The organism is Acinetobacter sp. V102_4, from assembly GCF_031799005.1.
GTDB lineage: Bacteria > Pseudomonadota > Gammaproteobacteria > Pseudomonadales > Moraxellaceae > Acinetobacter > Acinetobacter calcoaceticus.
The window spans coordinates 36,682-57,296 of sequence record NZ_JAVQNR010000036.1 but is presented as its reverse complement, the minus strand read 5'-3'; the positions used below and the strand labels follow the sequence as shown (position 1 = coordinate 57,296).

General features: G+C 39.0%; 22 protein-coding genes, 1 pseudogene and 1 riboswitch. Of the genes and pseudogenes, 7 read left to right on the top strand and 16 right to left on the bottom strand.

Going from position 1 to position 20,615, the window contains the following annotated elements; all coding sequences use genetic code 11:
• Window positions 1-17: 17 nt before the first annotated feature.
• Window positions 18-962, top strand: a complete 945-nt coding sequence (locus RMB13_RS08150) for an ABC transporter permease (protein WP_311084926.1) — start codon at window positions 18-20, stop codon at window positions 960-962.
• Window positions 962-1,843 carry an ABC transporter ATP-binding protein gene (locus tag RMB13_RS08145; protein WP_311084925.1) on the top strand — a complete coding sequence of 294 codons (882 nt, stop codon included), beginning with the start codon at window positions 962-964 and terminating at the stop codon, window positions 1,841-1,843. The genes RMB13_RS08150 and RMB13_RS08145 overlap by 1 nt, the downstream gene beginning before the upstream one ends.
• A 51-nt stretch (window positions 1,844-1,894) precedes the next feature.
• Here the strand turns inward: RMB13_RS08145 and RMB13_RS08140 are convergent, their stop codons facing one another.
• The 5 genes from RMB13_RS08140 to RMB13_RS08120 all read right to left on the bottom strand — a co-directional run bounded on the left by RMB13_RS08140 (window position 1,895) and on the right by RMB13_RS08120 (window position 5,885).
• Complete coding sequence (locus tag RMB13_RS08140; RefSeq protein ID WP_311084924.1) at window positions 1,895-2,917, bottom strand: ABC transporter substrate-binding protein; 1,023 nt, start codon at window positions 2,915-2,917, stop codon at window positions 1,895-1,897.
• On the bottom strand, window positions 2,914-4,725 hold the full coding sequence (gene atzF, locus RMB13_RS08135) for an allophanate hydrolase (protein WP_311084923.1): 1,812 nt from the start codon (window positions 4,723-4,725) through the stop codon (window positions 2,914-2,916). Before atzF ends, RMB13_RS08140 begins: the two co-directional genes overlap by 4 nt.
• Before the next feature lie 12 nt (window positions 4,726-4,737).
• A complete protein-coding gene (locus RMB13_RS08130; RefSeq protein WP_311084922.1) occupies window positions 4,738-5,172 on the bottom strand; it encodes a transcriptional regulator in 435 nt (144 codons plus the stop codon).
• Window positions 5,173-5,176: 4 nt separating this feature from the next.
• The gene (locus RMB13_RS08125; RefSeq protein WP_311075026.1) at window positions 5,177-5,302 is read right to left on the bottom strand and encodes a hypothetical protein; all 126 of its coding nucleotides are present in this window, start codon (window positions 5,300-5,302) and stop codon (window positions 5,177-5,179) included.
• 199 nt (window positions 5,303-5,501) lie between these two features.
• Window positions 5,502-5,885, bottom strand: coding sequence for a helix-turn-helix domain-containing protein (locus RMB13_RS08120; protein ID WP_311084921.1), 384 nt, complete (start codon window positions 5,883-5,885; stop codon window positions 5,502-5,504).
• Window positions 5,886-5,978: 93 nt separating this feature from the next.
• Between RMB13_RS08120 and RMB13_RS08115 the strand changes: the two genes are divergently transcribed.
• On the top strand, window positions 5,979-6,515 hold the full coding sequence (locus RMB13_RS08115) for an NAD(P)H-dependent oxidoreductase (protein ID WP_311084920.1): 537 nt from the start codon (window positions 5,979-5,981) through the stop codon (window positions 6,513-6,515).
• Between the two features lie 39 nt (window positions 6,516-6,554).
• Here the strand turns inward: RMB13_RS08115 and uca are convergent, their stop codons facing one another.
• The 4 genes from uca to RMB13_RS08095 all read right to left on the bottom strand — a co-directional run bounded on the left by uca (window position 6,555) and on the right by RMB13_RS08095 (window position 12,942).
• The gene (gene uca, locus RMB13_RS08110; RefSeq protein ID WP_311084919.1) at window positions 6,555-10,160 is read right to left on the bottom strand and encodes an urea carboxylase; all 3,606 of its coding nucleotides are present in this window, start codon (window positions 10,158-10,160) and stop codon (window positions 6,555-6,557) included.
• A 2-nt stretch (window positions 10,161-10,162) separates the two neighbouring features.
• Window positions 10,163-10,816, bottom strand: a complete 654-nt coding sequence (locus RMB13_RS08105) for an urea amidolyase associated protein UAAP2 (RefSeq protein WP_311084918.1) — start codon at window positions 10,814-10,816, stop codon at window positions 10,163-10,165.
• Between the two features lie 15 nt (window positions 10,817-10,831).
• Window positions 10,832-11,572 (bottom strand): urea amidolyase associated protein UAAP1, encoded by a 741-nt coding sequence (locus RMB13_RS08100; RefSeq protein WP_311084917.1) that lies wholly within the window; start codon window positions 11,570-11,572, stop codon window positions 10,832-10,834.
• Between the two features lie 28 nt (window positions 11,573-11,600).
• Window positions 11,601-11,696: riboswitch (guanidine-I (ykkC/yxkD leader) on the bottom strand.
• A 295-nt stretch (window positions 11,697-11,991) separates the two neighbouring features.
• Entirely contained in the window at window positions 11,992-12,942 is a 951-nt protein-coding gene (locus RMB13_RS08095) for a 3-hydroxyacyl-CoA dehydrogenase NAD-binding domain-containing protein (RefSeq protein ID WP_311084916.1), read from the bottom strand.
• Window positions 12,943-13,146: 204 nt separating this feature from the next.
• Between RMB13_RS08095 and yddG the strand changes: the two genes are divergently transcribed.
• On the top strand, window positions 13,147-14,073 hold the full coding sequence (gene yddG / locus RMB13_RS08090) for an aromatic amino acid DMT transporter YddG (RefSeq protein WP_311084915.1): 927 nt from the start codon (window positions 13,147-13,149) through the stop codon (window positions 14,071-14,073).
• A gap of 32 nt (window positions 14,074-14,105) precedes the next feature.
• On the opposite strand, the gene RMB13_RS08085 is transcribed toward yddG, so the two are convergent.
• Entirely contained in the window at window positions 14,106-15,179 is a 1,074-nt protein-coding gene (locus RMB13_RS08085; RefSeq protein WP_311084914.1) for an alpha/beta hydrolase, read from the bottom strand.
• A 229-nt stretch (window positions 15,180-15,408) separates the two neighbouring features.
• Here RMB13_RS08085 and RMB13_RS08080 point away from each other — a divergent pair, with 229 nt between their 5' ends.
• Both RMB13_RS08080 and RMB13_RS08075 read left to right on the top strand, forming a co-directional pair.
• Entirely contained in the window at window positions 15,409-15,840 is a 432-nt protein-coding gene (locus RMB13_RS08080) for an SRPBCC family protein (RefSeq protein ID WP_311084913.1), read from the top strand.
• A gap of 362 nt (window positions 15,841-16,202) precedes the next feature.
• Window positions 16,203-16,436 carry a hypothetical protein gene (locus RMB13_RS08075; protein ID WP_003651015.1) on the top strand — a complete coding sequence of 78 codons (234 nt, stop codon included), beginning with the start codon at window positions 16,203-16,205 and terminating at the stop codon, window positions 16,434-16,436.
• A gap of 53 nt (window positions 16,437-16,489) precedes the next feature.
• Here the strand turns inward: RMB13_RS08075 and RMB13_RS08070 are convergent, their stop codons facing one another.
• On the bottom strand, window positions 16,490-17,044 hold the full coding sequence (locus RMB13_RS08070) for a TetR/AcrR family transcriptional regulator (RefSeq protein ID WP_311084912.1): 555 nt from the start codon (window positions 17,042-17,044) through the stop codon (window positions 16,490-16,492).
• Between the two features lie 679 nt (window positions 17,045-17,723).
• Between RMB13_RS08070 and RMB13_RS08065 the strand changes: the two genes are divergently transcribed.
• Window positions 17,724-18,221: a hypothetical protein gene (locus RMB13_RS08065; RefSeq protein WP_231763697.1), complete on the top strand. Its 498-nt coding sequence runs from the start codon at window positions 17,724-17,726 to the stop codon at window positions 18,219-18,221.
• On the opposite strand, the gene RMB13_RS08060 is transcribed toward RMB13_RS08065, so the two are convergent.
• From RMB13_RS08060 to RMB13_RS08040, 5 genes and pseudogenes are all read right to left on the bottom strand, one after another.
• Window positions 18,207-19,115 (bottom strand): tetratricopeptide repeat protein, encoded by a 909-nt coding sequence (locus RMB13_RS08060; protein ID WP_311084911.1) that lies wholly within the window; start codon window positions 19,113-19,115, stop codon window positions 18,207-18,209. The two genes, RMB13_RS08065 and RMB13_RS08060, sit on opposite strands and share 15 nt — an antisense overlap.
• A 183-nt stretch (window positions 19,116-19,298) precedes the next feature.
• Window positions 19,299-19,659 (bottom strand): annotated as a pseudogene (locus RMB13_RS08055) (hypothetical protein).
• A complete protein-coding gene (locus RMB13_RS08050; RefSeq protein ID WP_311084910.1) occupies window positions 19,660-19,875 on the bottom strand; it encodes a hypothetical protein in 216 nt (71 codons plus the stop codon).
• A gap of 38 nt (window positions 19,876-19,913) precedes the next feature.
• Complete coding sequence (locus RMB13_RS08045) at window positions 19,914-20,234, bottom strand: hypothetical protein (RefSeq protein ID WP_311084909.1); 321 nt, start codon at window positions 20,232-20,234, stop codon at window positions 19,914-19,916.
• A gap of 78 nt (window positions 20,235-20,312) precedes the next feature.
• Window positions 20,313-20,603 carry a hypothetical protein gene (locus RMB13_RS08040; protein ID WP_311084908.1) on the bottom strand — a complete coding sequence of 97 codons (291 nt, stop codon included), beginning with the start codon at window positions 20,601-20,603 and terminating at the stop codon, window positions 20,313-20,315.
• Window positions 20,604-20,615 lie beyond the last annotated feature (12 nt).

The following is a 20,615-nucleotide window of genomic DNA, read 5'->3' as shown; positions in this document are numbered from 1 at the left end:
AATGGGGAGCTCTCAATATGGGTTATGTTGCAAAGGAATTTACGCGAAAGAACAAGCTGATTCTCAGTATTTGTTCTTTCGTTATTCCAATATGTCTTTGGTGCGCAATCAGTTACTTACCTTTTGTTTGGCATCCTCAAGTACAAATCACGAGTTCGGGAAGTGTTTCTTACTTACAAGTAGGAAGTCGCGTTGATAAAAATGTGTTCTATCTCGAAGCACAAAATGCAGTCAATCGAAATTCTGCACCACCACAAGGTATTTTGGTCAATCCGATTTATTTACCTGCTCCTCATGAAGTAGCTCAAGCTTTGGTCACTGCATTTACTACGCCCCCCGAACAACCTGATTCGCCGTGGTTTCATCAAAGTTTATGGCACAGTATTAAACTGGTTTTTTCAGCCTTTTTTATCTCTTCCTTGATTGGGATTCCACTGGGTATTTTGTGTGGTTTTTCTAAGCGTATATCACTGTTAACAGAACCGTTTGTTGAGTTTTTCCGTTACTTACCCGCTCCCGCATTTGGCGCGCTTGCAGTAGCAATTTTAGGGATTAATGATGCGCCTAAAATTGCCATTATTGTGCTTGGTACGCTTTTTCAACAAATTCTCATTATTGCCAATACCACCCGAATGGTAGATCGAAGCTTAATTGAAGCTGGCTATACGCTTGGTACCAATAAGCTCAAAAGTTTATTTCATGTGGTGATTCCTGCTGCCTTACCTGATATTTACCGTGACCTACGTGTGCTATTGGGCTGGGCTTGGACCTATTTAATTGTTTCTGAGTTGATTGGTACAACCTCGGGTATTACGTGGTTCATTACCCAACAGGCTCGCTATCAAAACTTTGACAACGTCTATGCGGCTATTTTGATTATTGGGGTGATTGGTCTGGTCTGTGATTGGGTATTAATGAAGTTAGGTGAGCGAATGTTCACTTGGAAAGTAGGAGCAAAATAATGAACGATTCAACATTTAACGCACATGAATACTTTCAAAAAATTTATGAACGCCCTGTTATTTTAGAAGCTAAACAGCTCAGCCAAGTCTTTAAGCATGGTCAAACCGAACGTACGGTTTTAAATAAACTCGATTTAAAAATTCACAAAAGAGAATTTATCTGTGTGATTGGTCCTTCTGGCTGTGGTAAATCGACCCTGAGCCGTGTCATTGCAGGTTTAGACCCATACCATAGTGGAGAAGTTTTAGTAGACGGTGAATGCATTACTGGCCCATGCCCTGAACGTGGCATGGTGTTTCAGGGCTATACCCTTTTCCCTTGGAAAACAGTAAAAGAAAACGTGATGTTTGGCCCGCAAATGCGCGGCGCCAGTCAAATGACAGCAGAAGCTCAAGCCCGTGAATGGATCAATATTATTGGTTTAGAAAAATATGAAAATCAGTATCCACATCAACTTTCTGGTGGCATGAAACAGCGCGTTGCAATTGCGAGAGCCTTGGTCAATCAACCTAAAATTTTACTGATGGATGAACCTTTTGGTGCGCTCGACCCTCACACTCGTCAAAAAATGCAAAAACACTTAATGGATTTATGGCAAAACATTGATATCACCATTATTTTTGTGACTCATGACATGGATGAAGCCATTTTACTGGCAGACCGAATTGTGGCACTCAAAGCCAACCCAGGTGAAATTAAGGAAATTATTGAAGTTAATTTACCGCGCCCACGTTCACTGGAATTAATGACTACCCCTGAGTTTAAACAGCTCCGTTCACGAGTTGATTATCTGGTACACGCCGAAGAGGACGAGCTTGACCCAGCTTTACAAGATTTACCAAAAATACCGCGTATGACTCAAGTTAGTACAGAAAAATAATAAAGACATTAAAAAGCCCAAGCTGAACTTGGGCTTTTTAATTTATTGGGCTTATTTAAGTTGTTCTACCAGTGTTGGGTAAATCAGCCCATCTACATTTTGCTCAGTTTTATAAATACCGTTTTCAACGTTAAATTTATTTACGTGATAAGTAGAGCCATAAATTGAGTCAAAACCATCTGATTTAGCAAATACTTTTTTATTGGCATTGATATCTAATAAATGTGTACCGCTGACCATCGACTCATATTGTTTTGGATCAACCCCTGAACGGTTTGCCATGATTTTAACCGCATCGGCATGGGTTGCAGGGTCATTAATATATTTAACCGTTTTGTCCCACACCTGAATGATTTTTTTCCATTCTTCTTGATGCGCAGTTAAGTGGCTCATGTTGACGGTCAAAGTGTCATAAATTAAACCCGGCTTGTCTTTAGAGGTATAGATAATTTTAGAGCCTGCCACGGCTTTTAATGCTTGACCTGCAACAGGTTGCCAAACAGCAATCGCTGAAATATCTCGGCTATTGAACACTTGAGGTAGCTGGTTGGTTGCTGAGTTTACCAACTTCACCTCACTCGCTTTAATGTTATGGTCGGTCAAAGCAGTTGCCAGTAAAAGATGATCAACCAAGCCTTTTTCGACACCAATCGATTTTCCTTTTAAATCTTTAATGGTATTAATACCCTCCTTAGCAATAATGACATCATTACCCGCAGAATAATCTGTTGCCATGATCATCATGCCTTGAGTACCGCCCGAAGCAGTTACCAAGTTATCGCCATTGGTGACCAACACGGCATCAAGCTGATTTGCTGAAAAGGCCGAAAGCGAAGCCGAATAATCAAACCACTTAAACTCAACATTTAACCCTGCTTCTTTTAACCAACCTTTTTCAATGGCTACTTGCCAGGCCACCCAGCCCGGCCAATCACTATATCCAATGGTAATTGGTTTTGTATTTGTGGCTGCCTGAGCGTCTTGTTTGGCCTCGGGCACTTTAGCCGTATTGTCACACCCACCCAATACAACTACCGATAAAATAGATACGGATAAAAACGCTTTTTTAATCATATAGAAACTTCCCCAACATTTTTACTAACAACACTTTGAGCGGTTTGATTGAGTGACTGTATATAGGCTCGCCAGCCTCCAAAATGGCTAATATCGATTGCATCATGAATTGCATAAGCTTCACAGATAAAGCCTTTGACCCATGTTCCATCTTTTAGTTTGAGGTTGCCAATGCCAAGCGGTGCAGGTACTTCAGCCACAATGGCCCCAAAATTTGCGAATGGAACATCCCAAACTTCAACTTCAATAGAAGTACCTGCTGCATCGCATTGCAGGCCGGGTTTTGGTGGTGTGGTATTTTTTAAAGCAAAGAGTTTATAAGTGTCTGCTGTCTGGGTTTTCTTGAGCAAAGTGGCATTGCGACTAGTGAGCTGAAAATTAAGTGGCATGCCTGTTAAGTGCGCTCCGACGACAGCAAGCTGCACTGAATGATTCGACTTGATCTCTATACTTTTTTGATAATGTTGAGTTGATTTACCCAAACTCAGCGGTGTTTCGGTTTGCCAGAGTTGTGCAAAATTTGCCAATGCCTGATCGTGCCATGCTGGTGCAATAAAGGTTACCCCACTTGGTAAACCATTCTCACACAGTACATTTGGTAAGGCCAATGCAGAAAGATCTGCAAAATTTACAAAGTTGGTATAGGCCCCCATGTGCGCGTTTTTAGTCAACGGGTCGGCTTCAACTTCGGCAATGGTATAAATGGTTGGTGCTGTTGGGACCATCAATGTATCAAAAGGCTGTAACGCCAAATTAATTTTTCGAGCCAGAACGGCGCGGTTATATTCCGCTTGAAGTGCATCTGTTGCTTTGAATTTATCTGCCTGAGAAATAATCTGAGCAATGACTGGATGAGCCTTTTCACGCGTTGTCATGCGTTCAACGGCGATTGTTCTTTCCGCTACCCATGCATCATTATAAAGTGCAGCAGCAAGCTCATTAAACACGCTGAAATCTATACTCTCAACTTCATAGCCCAGCTTTTTTACGCGCTCAATTGCAATTAAAAAGGCCTTTTCAGATTCAAGATCGCCATAAAACTCAAGCTGGGCAGGAATGGCAATTTTTCGTTTAGAAAACTGAGTTGGTACCTTGGCTGGATGTGCTCGTGAATATTCATCTGTTTCATCATAGCCTTGCATTAAGTTGGCAACGGTCCACGCATCATCAATATGCAGCGCAAAAATAGAAATGACATCAATAGTCCGACATGCAGGAATTAAACCTGTAGTAGAAAACCAGCCCTTTGTCGGTTTTAGGCCTACAATATTGTTATGGCCCGCAGGAACACGCCCTGATCCTGCCGTGTCTGTTCCTAAACTAAAAGGCACTATACCGTTAGCCACTACTACAGAAGAACCAGAACTTGAACCGCCGCTAATATATTCAGGGTTAAAACTATTTTTTACTGCGCCATAGGGAGAACGAACACCAACCAGTCCAGTCGCAAACTGATCTAAGTTGGTTTTGCCCACCACAATCGCTCCTGCTTTTTTCAACTTGGCAACTACAATGGCATCTTGCTTAGCTAAATATTGAACCTCTTTACAGGCAGCAGTCGTGTGAAAACCAGCGACATCAATATTGTCTTTAACTGCAAATGGCACACCGTACAGAGGTAAATCAGCAATGTTCTGATCCTTTAAAGCATCAATTTGTGATTGAATCTGCTCAACGGAGGCAATTTCAATCCATGCATGATCATCATTTTTAATTTCTGCAACATAAGCAATCAGACTTTCAATATGGATTTGTCCAGTTTGATCTGCTGTTTTCCAGTCTTGGATTGTCCATAAATTTTTCAACACGCTACTCCTCATTTAGTCATTTTGCTGTATAGGTGGCATGACGGCATCCATCAGTTCTAAATGCCCTTTAATCACCCCTTTAAGCACAATAAATTGCTGGCTAATCTTTCTGAGTTCAGAACTCGCGCCCTGCATTAACATCACTTGCAAGATCTTTTGTTGGTCAAGCTGAATATGAAGTGAACTAATCACCTGTGCTAAAAACTGTTGTTGTAAATCAACCAATTGATTGCGCAAGGTCATTTGGCTAGCGTCATAAAGCAACGTCAAGGTGCCCACCATGACCTCATTGGCCTGCGCCTGCTCTGCAATTAGGTGTTTATTAATCATGTCAACAATCGCTTGCGAGCGACTTTCATAGTTCTGCTCGACAATTTTTTGGTCGAGTGCGTTGAGGGTCGTTTCAGGTACGGTAATACTGATTCGAGCTAACTTTTGTTTTGCCACAGTCTTATCCTTTTGTTTTAGTCGGATAATGGTTTTGTTTGATATATACGCCTGCGCGTACACTGAGTAATTCGACTAAAAAGGCTTTTAAAGTTTGCTTTGGTTGAACCACAGGTTTTACATCATTCATATCGCACCTCTAGCTTGGTATTACCAAATTCAGTTTTTGTATTACTAACAAGAGATGCAGAAAATGTGCCAGTTCTTAAGCGCGGTTTTGATGGATTGGATGGGTATTTATGAGTGATTTTTGGGCAAAAAAAAGCCCCATGCACAGGGATGGAGCTAATTTATGTGAACAATAAAACCAATCTTCTATATTAATTAAATCACAATAAATTGAGTTTTGATTTTGACTCTTCAGATAGACTAATCAAACTATGCGCCCATACATATAAAGAATCTAGAACAGGCCTAAACGTCTTTCCAAACTCTGTCATTTCATAGACAACTTTGATCGGTGCTTTTTCACCATATACAGTTCTAGATATTAAGCCACTCTGTTCTAATTGCTTGAGTTGAAGACTTAATGTCATTTCAGTAATTGTAGGAATGAGTTGCTTGATTTCATTAAAGCGTTTCGGCTTATCTTTTAAATAATACAAAATCACGCATTTCCATTTTCCACCAACTAAGTCCATAGCCATACTGATATGACATGGATAAGTTTTTCCATTTACCGTGACTTCACATGTATTTTCAGTATTTGCCATTTTTAAACGCTACCTATCAACTTTGATAGTTATTGTACGCCAATACTATAAAAATTATAGTGGCTATTATTTTTATAGTTTAAAGGCACTCTCATGGCTTTACTTATTTTGGCTCATCCCTACTACGCTCAATCAATTGCAAATAAAGCAATTGTAGAGGAGCTCGTTAAAACCTATCCAGATATAGAAGTCCGAGATATTTTCCAGCTCTATCCAGACTATCAAATTGATGTCAGTGCTGAACAAGAAGCCTTGTTACGCCACGACACGATCATTCTGCAATATCCAATGTTCTGGTTTAATATGCCAGCAATTTTGAAATTATGGTTTGATGAAGTTTTTACTTACCAGTTTGCCTATGGCTCTCAGGGCGACAAATTAAAAGACAAAAAAGTCATTATTAGTATGACGGTCGGTCAAAAAGAAGCCGACATGGTGAACGACCGAGAAAACTTAGCGGATAGCTTTTTAAAAGCGGTTCAATATTCAATTCAATATACGCAAATGCAGCTAAGTGCCACTTACTTGCTTTATGACGTATCACCTTTATCAGGCAATCCAGAGTCGAAAATTAAATTAGAAGCGGTTGAACATGGTCATAAAGTATTAAAGCATTTGACCGAAGCATAAGGTTTAAAGAGAGCATCGATATAGATGCTCTCTTTTGGTTTAAGCGACAGGTGCCAAGGTAAAAAGTACTTGTCCTGTTTTTACGGTTTGCCCTTTTTCAATGGTAATGGTTTCAACTTTCATGCGTTCGGGGGCAATAATCGGGATTTCAATTTTCATTGCTTCAATCACCGCAAGAGTTGCACCTTCTTCAACAATATCTCCCGATGCACATTCAATTTTCCAGATTGACCCCGGCATATGCGACTCAACTGCACAGCCCCCTTCAGGAATAACTACGGTTTCACCTTCATCAACAGCATCTAGGCTTTCAGAAATATATTCTTGCAAACCCGCTTCGTGCCAACGGCGTCGTTCAGCCTCGAAATTGGCTTGCTGAGTGTCTTTAAAGGCTTGAATGCTGTCTTGATGTGTTTTTAAAAACTCGTTGTATTCTTTTAAATTGAGCACACCATCTTCAATGCGAAGTTGTAGACGGCCTGCCTTAAAGTCTTCACGCATTTGCAGAAGTTCAGTCTCAGAGACTTCATAAAACTTAACTTGGTCAAAAAAGCGCAGTAGCCACGGTTTGCCATCTTCGAAGTCGGCATTTTTACGGTAGCGGCTCCACATTTGGGTGGTACGGCCAACAAACTGGTAGCCACCTGGCCCTTCCATACCGTACACACACATATAAGCACCACCAATACCCACGGCATTTTCAGGTGTCCAAGTTCGCGCAGGGTTATATTTTGTAGTGACTAACCGTTGGCGTGGGTCGAGTGGTGTCGCAACTGGCGCGCCCAAATACACATCGCCTAAACCCATCACTAAATAATTCGCACTGTAGACCACATCTTTAACCGCTTGCTTTGAAGCTAAACCATTAATACGGCGAATAAACTCGACGTTATCCGGGCACCACGGCGCATCTGGACGAACAATCTGTGTGTAGCGTTCGGTGGCAAGTTGAGTCTGCGAATCTTCCCAAGCCAAAGGCAAATAGACAGTCCGTGAAGGCACCTGCATATTTTGAATGTCGGGTAATTCAGCTTCTGCTTGTTGAAGTTTCTGTAAAAGCTCCAGTTGATCGAGTTGAATTGAATCAAAATGAATTTGTAGTGAACGAATGCCCGGTGTTAGGTCAATAATGCCCTGAATGTTTTGATCTTTAACCCATTGCATAAGCGCGTGGATACGGAAACGTAAATTTAGGTCGAGTACTAACTCCCCATATTCCACCAACAAATAGCTATTTCCTGCTGGTCGATAAGTCACACTTGGTAAGTCAGCTTCACCTTCTAAAGTTGCCAGAACGGCATCTTTTAAAGTGTCGGGTTCTGCTTGAATGGTTGGGTTGAAATCAATGCTAGTTGTATCAGCCGCGGTTAAGCTTTGATGATATTGTTGATCAAGGGCTTTTGCTTGCGCATAACTCACGGGTACAAATTTAACCTTATCGCCTGCTTTTAGCTGCCCGATTTTCCAAAGCTCGGAATGAATCACCACGGCAGGACATACAAAACCGCCTAAGCTCGGACCATCGGGACCAAGAATAATTGGCATATCGCCGGTAAAATCAATCGCACCAATCGCATAAGCATTGTCGTGAATATTAGAAGGATGTAAGCCTGCCTCACCACCGTCTTCACGTGCCCACTCAGGTTTTGGGCCAATTAAACGAATACCTGTGCGGCTTGAGTTATAGTGAATTTCAAACTCATTGGCAAAGAAGGTATCAATATCTTGTTTGGTGAAAAAATCTGGCGCACCATGTGGGCCATACATCACTGCAATTTTCCAGTTTTGGGTAAAGCTAGGAATTTGCGCTTGAGCTAAGGCGGTGGTCGATTGAGTGGAATATTCAGTAATTGGCAGCATATCACCAATTAATAAATTACGGCCTGCGTGCCCACCAAATTGCCCCAAAGTAAAAGTCGCCTGTGACCCTAAATAGTCAGGGACATCGAAACCACCTTTAATGCCAATATAGCTGCGACAACCTGAACGGATAAGTCCACATTTTAAAACTTGGCCTTTTTTCACATTGATGGTTTGCCACATCGGCATAAGTTCGCCATCAAGTTTTGAAGGCATATCACCGCCCGTAATCGCAATTTGGCTGTCGCAGTGAAACTTTAAAGTTGGTCCTTGCAAGGTGCATTCAAGCCCTGCTGTATTCGTTTCATTGGCTAACAGTTGGTTTGCCACACTTAAACTGAGTGGATCGATGGCACCCGATGGCGGCACCCCGACATCCCAATAACCTAATCGACCTGTTACGTCTTGAATGGCGGTTTGAATACCAGCTTGCAACACCTCAATTTTTTGAGTTTTCCATTCAAATGTATTTAAAAAACGAGTGGTTTGAGTACCTAAAGCAAACACATCACAAGCAATAATGTTTTGCAAATATTCCAGATTGGTTTCAATGCCTGCGACTTGCGTGTTGGCAAGACTAGCACTCATTGCCTGTATGGCTTGCTCTCGGGTTGCAGCAGTCACAATGATTTTAGCAATCATCGGGTCATAAAAAGACGACACCGTTGACCCTGTTTCTACCCATGTTTCGACTCGTGCTTGCGGGTCAAATTTAACATGGGTAAGTAGGCCTGCACTTGGCTGGAACTGTTTAATTGGGTCTTCGGCATAAAGACGAACTTGAATAGAGTGCCCTGTTAGCTCTAACTTTTCAGTCGGTACTGACCAGTCGCCACTTGCCAATGTCACCATCCATTCGACTAAATCGACACCGAACACTTGCTCGGTCACGCCGTGCTCAACTTGTAAACGAGTGTTGACCTCTAAGAAATAAAATTCTTGGGTTTCAGTGTCCATGACAAATTCAACTGTGCCTGCTGAGCGGTAGTTCACCGACTGCATCAGTTGAATAGCAACTTTTTGAATGTATTCGCGTTGCTGCTCATTTAAATGTGGTGCGGGTGTTTCTTCAATGACTTTCTGATTACGGCGTTGTACCGAACAATCACGCTCACCCAACGCTAAAACTTGTCCTTGCCCATCACCAAAAATTTGAACTTCGATATGGCGTGCATGTTGTACAAATTTCTCTAAATACAATCCAGCATCTTTAAAATTGACCTGAGCTAAATAAGACACAGTTTGATAGGTATCTTTTAATTCGGTTTCATTCCAGACCAAACGCATGCCAATACCACCGCCACCCGCAGTACTTTTAAGCATGACTGGATAACCAATACGGGCCGCTTCAGTTAAGGCTTCAGCTTCGTCTGCAAGTAGTGAACTGCCCGGAAGTAAAGGCACGTTGCTTTTAATAGCCAGCTCACGTGCAGTATGTTTTAAACCAAAATCGAGCATTTGGCTTGAAGTTGGTCCAATAAACGCAATGCCTTGGCTTTCACACAAATCACAAAACTCGGCATTTTCAGACAAAAAACCATAACCAGGGTGAATGGCTTCTGCCCCCGACTGTTTTGCAACCTCAAGGATTTTTTCAATATTTAAATAGCTTTGATGAGCAGGCGCAGGACCAATCAGAAAAGCTTCATCGGCTAAAGTGACATGTAGAGAATCACGATCGGCTTCGGAGTAAACTGCAACCGAAGCAATACCGAGTTTTTTAAGGGTACGAATTACACGACAGGCAATTGCACCACGGTTGGCAATCAGAACTTTTTTAAACATGCTTACACCCCTTCCGCTTCAAGGACAACCAATTGAATTTTGGTTGGGTTATAGGCATTACATGGGTTGTTCAGCTGGGGGCAATTAGAAATTAAAACAATTAAATCCATTTCTGCCCGAACTTCGACATATTTACCCGGGCCTGAAATTCCATCATCAAATTTAAGCTGACCGTCTGGCGTAACAGGCACATTCATAAAAAAGTTAATATTTGGACCAATATGGCGCACATTTAATCCATGCTTTTTTGCAATTGGGTGTTTTGCCAAAGCATACATAAAATTGTTACGACAACTATGCATTGGGTAAGTTTCATGTGCATAGCGAACCGTATTACTTTCACATGAACAGGCACCGCCAATGGTGTCATGGCGACCACAGTTATCATCATGAATGACGGCAATTGGACGGCCAAAGTTACTGTAGAGCTTTGTACCCTTTTCTAAATAAATGTGTTGGTTGATGGCCAAGGTATCCATTGCACTATAACGCTCAGTTGGGTTTTCGGCACTCATAAACAAAGTATCGACCGCTTGGTTTCCCTCAAGATCAATAATTCGAAAATATTGGCCCTTTTTAACCTCGCACATCCACGCTTCGCCCGCAGGACAAACTTCATTTAAAACTGCTTTTTCAAATGATTGTAAAACTGTCATGATGCTTCTCCTGATTTAAATATTGCTAAGTGCGTAGTAGCGGGCTGTGTTTTGAAACGCACGCTGATTTTGCGAACATGCATCACGACAAATATCGCTGTCTGTTAAGGAATTGGCTTTAAATAAACTGAGTTGAATATCGGCAGGTTGATAGCTTGAGCTGGTGTCTAAACCATGCGGCGCGGCAGATAAAAATAGCAGACAGTCCATTTCAAAACGCAGCTCAATGGTTTGATCGGTGTTATCAGAATTTACGTAAGACAAAGCACCGCTTTCATCTGCCGCAACCTTAGAAAATAGATTAACGGCGGCACTGAGGTCTTGGCTTGCAAGCCCATATTTACACATCTCAATGAGTAAACTGTCTAAGCCGTTTTGGTACATATCATTGCGGGCATCTTGAAATGTACGCGTTCCAAATTGCTTTTCAATTTGTTCTGGTCGGCTTGGACCACAGAGTGCATCGTTCCAACCATGCTCATCATGAACAATTGAAGCCATGACACGGCCAAGGTCTGAATAGAGCACATTAGATGCTTTTAAATAGGCTGTGTGTTGCCCTTTTAAACTGTCAGGCATGTTAAAACGTTCAAGCACATCGGCAGCATTTACACAAAACAAAGAAACGTTTGCTTGCGCGCCAAGTGATTTAAATCTAAGAATGGTTCCCTTTTGAATACGGCCCGACCAGTGATGTCCACCGGGTAAAAGTTCAGTCCAAATCGCCTGATTGTTATGATAATTTGCAGTGTTCATAGCTACTCCTGTCGGATAGTTTTAGACTTCCTCCCGGGCTTTTATCCCTCCGTGTAGTTCGCTAGGAACCGTGAACTCTCGGTCCAGTCATACATGAAGTATCGGAACCCTAGATCACTTTTGATTGTTTATGACTATGCAAAGGACATGCCAGCTTAGTATTACGTTTTTTATTAAAAGTAATACTAAACTTGGGCAATTTGAGTGCGGTTTAAAATAAAAAGTAAAAAGCTGCACTAAAAACTGTGCATTTCATAGCAGCAATACAGCATCGACACCGCAGTAATTATCTCAATAGAGATTTGAGTAACAATTAATGAATGCACAGCAATTTTAATTAGGAATGTTTTTCTTATTGATCTAACAAAAAGCCAATCATCTCTATATTAAAATGATTGGCTCTGCCGTAAAGACTGGGCTTAATCTAACTTGAGCTGCTGTCTGAGCTTTAAGATATCCACCAATCCTTTATCTCTGGTTTGGTATAAATCGATATCTTTATATTGGGTTAACAGCTGGTTGGTTTGTGTTTCTAATAAGTCTGTTGTCTCATCGGAATGTTGAAATGCGTGCATATCATTCCACCATTCTGTCATTGGTGGGCCTAAATGATGAATCGCCTCTTTAAAGCCCTTTTGGTTTGCAAGCTGCATATTAATATAGGGGCCAAATAACGCCCATCTTAAACCCGGCCCACTGGTAATCGCGACGTCAACATCTTCGGCAGAACACACACCTTGTTCAACCAGTGAGAAGGCTTCTCTCCATAGCGCAGCCTGCAAACGGTTTGCTACATGCCCTTTGACTTCTTTATTTAAAACGATTGGGTTCTTACCTAATTGTTTATAGAACTCGGAAGCCTGCTTCAAAACTTGTGGAGACGTCAAATTACCACCAACAATCTCAGCCAAAGGTAAAAGATGAGGCGGATTAAAAGGATGCCCTAGTAAAATACGTTCAGGATGTTTGGCCTCTTTTTGAAAATCAGACACTTTTAAGCCCGATGAACTTGAAGCAATAATGGTATGTTCAGGGCAATATGATGTGATTTCTTGATATAGCTTTTGTTTTAAATCCAGACGTTCAGGTGCATTTTCTTGAATAAAATCAGCATCTGAAACTGCATCTTTTAAGTGATTAGAAATTTCCAGATTAAGTAATACATCTTGTAGAGAATGGGTGTGTTCAGAGTTTCCATCCAAAGCCAATAAATCATTTAAATTTGCATATATTCTTTTTTTAAAAATCGCTTCATCTATAGGATATGGGTCGTAAACCTTAACTTTAAATCCTTTATATAAAAATAAGGCAGTCCAACTTGCTCCAATTACGCCTGCACCTACCACACCAATCGTTTTAATAACTTCCATATTTCCCTCGTAACAATGTTGTTTTATTCGAAATTTCTTTACCCAATTGAATACTTAAATAAACATAGCAGATTCAACCAATCAATAAATTTAATTGTTTATATTTTATATAATTTGTCCTATATTCCCTATCTTGAAAATTTATTCCTTTCGCCAGCACAGCTTAATCTTTTACCATTTTCTAACCGTTATTTACTGAATTTTATGTCAAAAAATCTAGCAACATTGATTGGTCTAAGCGCCATTCTCATGTGGGCATCTATGGTCGGTCTGATGAAACAAGTCAGTGCCGTCATTGGACCTGAGCTAGGTGTTACGCTTATTTATTCTTTAAGTGCGCTACTGTTGCTTGCCATTTTCAAAGTTCCAGACTTTAAACAGATTTCTAAAAAATATTTAATATTGGGTACAGTCCTGTTCGTTGCTTATGAGCTGTGTTTTTCATTTGCGATTGCTTACTCTCAAAGCCCTCAACAGGCAATTGAAGTCAGCATTGTTAACTATCTGTGGCCGAGTTTAACGGTTTTGGCTTTTGTTATTTTTAAGGAATTAAAGTTTAATTTTCTTATTATTCTCGGCTTACTTATTTCAATTTCTGGCATTATTTTTATTCAAACTGGAAACGGTGATTTTAGTCTAAGTAGCATTGTCGATAATTTTCATAGCAACCCTCTGAGCTATATTTTGGCATTTGTAGGTGCCATTATTTGGGCTTTTTACTGTGTACTCACCAAAAAAATGAGTAATGGGCAAAACCCGATCTCTATTTTCTTTGTTTGTGTCGCACTCACACTATGGCTCAAGCTGCTTCTCTCTGGGCAATTCACCATTCCTTCAATGGATATTCCAACTGTAATCACCCTTTTAATTGCATCCGCTGCAATTGGCTTTGGCTATGCAGCATGGAACATTGGCATCATTCATGGAAACATTACCATGCTTGTGGTTGCCTCTTATTTCACCCCTATTATTTCATCTATTTTGGCAATGTTTGTTTTACAAACTCAATTGTCCTTAAGCTTTTGGCAAGGAACAGCCATGGTTACGGCTGGTTCATTTATTTGCTGGATTTCAACCAACTGGTCTGTGATTCAACCTTTCTTTAAAAAATTAAGAAATAAAAAACCGTAACGAGCAGAATTAAAACGGGTCACAATTACTCGTTATTTCACCGTAGTGCTGTAAAAGCTATCAATAGCATCAACCATTTGAGATAAACCCGGTTGCTCTAATGGGTAATGCCCTGCATTTTCCAGTATTACGGTTTTTACAGGTACCTTCTGAATACGGCTAAGAAATGGTGTACTTAAGTCAAGTGGAGTCCAACGGTCTTTTTCCGGTTGAGTTAACAAGACTGGGCACACATCAAACTCTTCAGGCGTCACTTCAGGTTTGTAATGTATATATGAGTCTAAAAATGTGAGTGAAACTGAGTTACCAGCCGAGGTTTTATCTTTCATGAAGGCCTTTAAAGCCTCTTTATTATTCACCAAGGTACTCATTTTACTTGCCCAGCTCATTGGAATCCGCATTGAGGCCAGAGGTGTTTTTGCAGTCAAATGCGCAATTGGTGTCCCTATTCGGCTCATAAATAAGTTACTTGCTACAGTGTCTGTAACCTTCTGACTACTTGTGTCAAGAAAGGTCATTCCTACAATTGCTTTCACTTTTTTATTCTTGGCCGCAACGTGATACGTCAGCATTCCACCTGCGCTTAAACCATAAAGTACAACCGGACGACTATCTTTTGCTAATTCAATATCAATTAAATCACTACCAGCCTGTACCCAATCGTTATAGCTAATAACCTTGCCTTTGCTAACTTGAGTGACACCATAGCCCGGCATATCGACTGCAATTGTTTCATATCCCCGATCAGCCAATGGTTTACCTAAAATCATCGACATTTGTCGGCCATTCGTACCTACACCATGAAATAAAATCACTTTAATTTTTGCATTTGGATTTCGATAAGTATCCAAATGGATGTTATTACCATTCCAAGCCCACCATTCTTCTTTTGGTAACTGGTCTTTAGGAATATGAAATTCGAGAGGAAGAAATTGTTCAATTTGTTGCCAAGCAGCTTGATTTTGATAACCCATTGCCGAATCTCCTGATTTTATTTCTTTAGCGGCAGATGCACTTGTGACACAGACTACGAGGCCTATTACACTCAGTTTACTTATTAAATACCGCATAACACCTGCGGGCTTTGTTGGTTGAACAGCATTCATTTTTGTTGTACTCGTTCTTATCCCAAGCATAGATATTAGGCGTTTAAATTTTAATTAACCATGTGAGGTTAAAGCAGATGTTTTAGTATTTAGGTCAATTGATAAATTCAGGCTCTGATTGTTGAAGACTCAAAACTCCGACGGATTAGAATTCCCCCATTGCCCAAAGCATGCTAATATCCAAAAACTGACAATCACCAATGTCAAAATTATTTTCAGAGGGAACAAGATGTTAAAAACTCAAACAATCAACATCGTACAAGAATTTGATGCGCCCGTAGACAAGGTCTTTGCCGTCTTGAGTGAACATGAAAACCTAAGCAAACTTTTCGCTCCTGCTAAAGTGACTCGCATTAGTAACGGAAAAGACACTCGTAATGGTGTGGGCTCTGCTCGTAAAATGTCTATTCCATTTACCCCTTCATTTGTAGAGACAAATTTAGTCTACAAAGAAAATGAACTGATCGAATATGCAATCACTAGCGGGATTAGCCCAATTAAAGGTCACCGTGGTGTGATGAAGTTTATTGATTTGGGGAACAACCGTACTCGCTTGGATTACACTATTAGCTTTAAAGGTCGAGTGCCTTTTCTTGGCCCGATCATTAAAGCAGCTTTACAAAATGGCGTAAGTCGTGGACTTAAAAAACTTAAGTTTTAATCGAGACCTATCAAATAAAAAGCCCAATTAAGGGCTTTTTATTTGGCCACAAAAAACAAAAGCCGACTCGTTAAAGTCAGCTTAATACCACAGTGTGAGAAAATTGCTTAAATAGTTATTGTTCGTGGCAATCTTCTATCTATTTTCTTTTTCTAACATTAATTTACACCTTGGTTATGACGGTTTGATTAAAAAGAAATCAGAAACACCAAATAAAATGCAAATTAATTCACTCTTAATAGAATAAATGCAAATCAATTAACATTTATTAAAAGTGATGTATATCAACTACATCTTTAGAAATTTTCTAAATTTTAGTATGCTGAAAATAACTTACTAATTAATAGAAAATAAGCAATACAATGGAACATCAGAGTTTGTTAAAGGAATTAAATTCGCTTATTGAATATTATTCCAAAAGAACAGATTGTCCACCTACCAGAATTCGTATAGGTTATAGAGCCTATGCCAAACTCATGCAGAATCCAAAATTTGCTGATGAAGTGACAAACTCTGCTTTAGATCCAAACAAACGTAAATATAAAAAGATGAAAATCAAAGTCACTAAAGATGACGATCAACTAGAGCTCGAATAAATAAAAAGCCCAATTACGGGCTTTTTACTTTTAAAAAGTGTGTGGATTTAGAGCTAAGAGAGCATTATTAAAAAATAATTTAGTAGCTTGTCTCGCTCATCTATACTGTTTTTACTTAAAAGCTGAACCATTGCCCCATCAATCACGAACAAAAACATGTGGGCGTCTTTCATTGAAGCCGTACTTTTGACGGTTAAAAGCAGTTTATAAATTTCGTTGATTAGCCAAGTTCTATATTCAATCACCACGCGATAGGCTTTTGGGTAGAGCTTTTCAATTTCAAAAATTGCTTTAAAGGGTAAATGATAAAAGCCATTTAAGTCGGCATGTAAAAGGTAAATCTGCTTGAGTTTATCAAGCACCATTTGCTCTTTGTATGAATTAAGAATGGAAAATACTTTTACTTTGAGCGCATCTTTTTGAAAAGTCAGACACATCTCGATCAGTCGTTCTTTTGAATGAAAGTCGTTATAGAAAGTAGCTTTGGGAATTTTGGCTTCTGCAATAATTCGGTCAACACCGACCTTATGAAAGCCATCTTGATTAAATAAATCTTTTGCTGCGTGAAGCACGCGCAGCGCTCTAAATGAAGATTCTAAATTTTTCATGTATACCGCTTAAAATAATTTTTTGTTGTATCTAAAAGAGATAGAAATGCCGTCACTCTTAAATTGAGTGCTAAAAACAGGCATGGATAAGCCGCACAAAAATGTGCCCTAAGCTATCTCGGGTTTATTGTTGCTATGATTTTTTAGTCGTAACGATTCTTAAGGCGTAGAAAACCTAGAGTCGATTAAACCGTTTTATAGACTGTTTAATTGGTATGGACGGAGAGATTTTGGCAAAGGCCAATAAATGAGAAGAATTAGTACGCATAGCGGACTCCTTTGGCTATAAAAGAAGTTTCACCGCATTACTGCTAAATAATGGTGGTGAAACGAAAGAGGGTTAGCAGACTGGAGCCAAAGAATCCAGCACACCCGAGGGTGTCCCCCTTCCGTTCCACCGTAAAGGGGGCACACAGGGATTTCCACAAAAAAGTTAGACTTTTTCGTGTACTTTGGCTGATGGTCTGCTAAAACCAACTGGCAATGTAGGCCAGCACGCAAAGGATAGTATTCGCACTTGTTGGCGTCAAGCGTGTGAAATGACAATCGTATTAAAGTAGAGCGGTTGGGGAAATTAAAAAGCCATTTACTAGGTTTAGGTTATGGTCTAGTTCATTATGAAATTTATAATACATTTTTGTATGATATAATTTTATGACAAAATGATTAGAGTTAATTAATGACATTAAAATCTTTATATATAGAGTTTTATTATGGAGAATATTCGGCATATGAAAAAACAAAAAATATTAATAAATATATTGAAGAAAATGAAGATTTTCAAATAGATTATTTTACCGAATTACTACTACCATTTAATGATTATAATTCTTTATTACTTCGAACAATAAATATAACAGATCCTAGTTTCTCATATAATTGTATTGAAGCAGAAATATTAGCAGCTAGATTTTTTTTAGATATTTTAAATAATTATCAAGAAAACAATCTAAGCCCAGTTCAACTATGTACTATTTTCAATAATTTAGAAACAGGTTTTATGGGCGCTCCAAGAAATCTTCCAGATAATATAATTTATTACCCTACTTGGCTCGAATCTTTCTACGATGCTTGCGATTGGTGTGATGAAACATGGACTTTAGAGAATTCTCCTCACCTAATTGAAGCCACAAAACAGCAAATCCATGTCATAGAAAAATGGCTATTCTTCAAATAGTGATAAGGCATCTTTATTGCCATTTTCTGCTGCTTTTCTTAGCCACTTTTCGGCTAATTCATTGTTTTGTTGTACGCCTTCACCTTTAAAGTACATCATGCCCACAGTAAATTGTGCTTCATCGTTTTCCTGTTGAGCAGCTTTACTATACCATTCGAACGCTTTCTTATAATCTTGATTTACGCCTTGCCCAAGCGCATAACACGCCCCTAAGTTATTTTGTGCTATTGAGTTTCCTTGCTCAGCCGCTTTGCTATATAACTCAAAGGCTTTTTTATTATTTAGTTCTACGCCCTTACCTTGTGCATAAAGTGCTGCAAGATTATTTTGTGCATCTGCATAATTTTGTGCAGCAGCTTTGCTATACCAGTCAAATGCTTTTTTATAATCTTGGATTACCCCATAACCTTCTTCATAAAGTATGCCCAAATAGTATTTAGCTTCAGCATTATCTTGTGCAGCAGATTTGCTAAACCACTCAAAGGCTTTCTTATAGTTTTTAACTCCACCATCACCATTTGCATAATATGCACCTAAATTACTCTGTGCTTTTACTTCCCCTTGTTCAGCAGCTTTACTATACCATTCAAATGCTTTTTTATAATTTTGCTCTATCCCTTGCCCCAAAGCATACATTGCTCCCAAATTATTCTGTGCCTCTGCATTTCCTTGATTAGCAGCTTTGCTATACCATTCAAATGCCTTTTTATAATCTTGAGGAACAACTTTCCCCTCTACATATAGTTCACCAAGTTTTGCTTGAGCTCCTGCATCACCTCTTTCTGCTAACCGAGAAATATCTTTAAAATCTGGCTGATGACTACAAGCTAATAAGTTGATTGCTAAGAAAACGATACCAATTTTTTGAAGTTTTTTTCTTAAAATTAAAAACATAATTAATATTAAATTGCATTTGGTGATAAATATATTTAATGGATTTTAGCATAAAATCTCAAACACAAATAAATGGGTAGAGAATCCCAAAAAATGAGCTGATTGGGCTAAAACCCAATCAAACCCTACCTATAAAACACTCACTAATCCATCAACTTTTTACGGCGATAATATTCTATAGTTTTAAGAATCATGTACATCTTCATTTTTTGATAATTTGTCTGGCTGCCCGCAATGAGAGCATTGTTTTCTGAAGATAAAACTTAGCCCATTAACAAAAGAACCTAAATCATTCATGAAAAAACCACATTTACACCAAGGGCATATATCGTTAGCTAGCAGCTTAAACATCAAAAATAATATGATAGGAATCATGGTTATCGGAAAATAAATAGATAGATAAGTACTTTTCATCTACTCTTGCTAGCATCAATACAACAATAACAACTGATGGAAATACTAATACTGAGAATACAAAGTTTCTACGTAAACGCATTAATCGCAAGTATTTCTGCATTTTCTCATCGACAAATTGCTTTTCCATTTATATTCCCAATTCTTTTTTACTTCTAGGGTCATTAGGAGCAAATTGGCAGGTATCTTTTTGATGATCCCATGCCCCTCCAGAGTCAGCACATGCATCCTTCTTGGCAGCATTATCAAAGAATTTATTTGCGATAAACTCGATTACACCGAGCAAGAGAACAAACATTAGAAATAGGACAATAAGCCATTTAAGTATTTTTAATATTTTTTTCATTTCAATCGCCAGATACAGGTAGAATAATCTAAATTCAACTACTTAAAACTTATTTTTTTACTACTTAACCTAAGCAGAAAAAGACCTACCAGAACTCCAATAAAATAGGAGTTATAAAAATACACCCAATTTTCGTCAGAGATAACCCAAGAAAAGACATTGCCCCATAGCGCGAATAGGAAAACAGAAACTATTGCACAAAGCATCGAAACAATTGAAAGAAAAGGATTAGTTAGAAGGCCTTTAAGGAGTATATAAACTTTATCATATAAAAATGCAAAGACTGCTCTATAATAGCGCCCAAAAATAGCACCTGAAAAAGCACCTAACAAAACGATCATGGGAAGGGACTCAATCATTTTACTACTCCAAATGAGAGAAGACTTAGCTCTTTAATACAAATATTAGATTGTCTAAGATTTTTTAATCTAAACAATTTAAATGACATCATGTCGAATAGCCCATGCAACCAAAACTAAAATAAACGTAATAACTGAACTTAAAGATGAAGATATTAATAAAGAAAGAAGTGCTAAGTGATTAGGACCATCTATAGTAAAAAATTGTGCATTGGTCCAATCTTTAGGAAATAAAATTGCTAAAATAAATAGAGTGATAATAAAAAAAGATAAAAAACATATTGGCACTAAATAGCGAAGCTTCCACCCTGCTTTAACTACAAAGTAGCCAATGCTATATAAAAATATAGCAAAACCCAATATAGACATAGCACCTTCTTT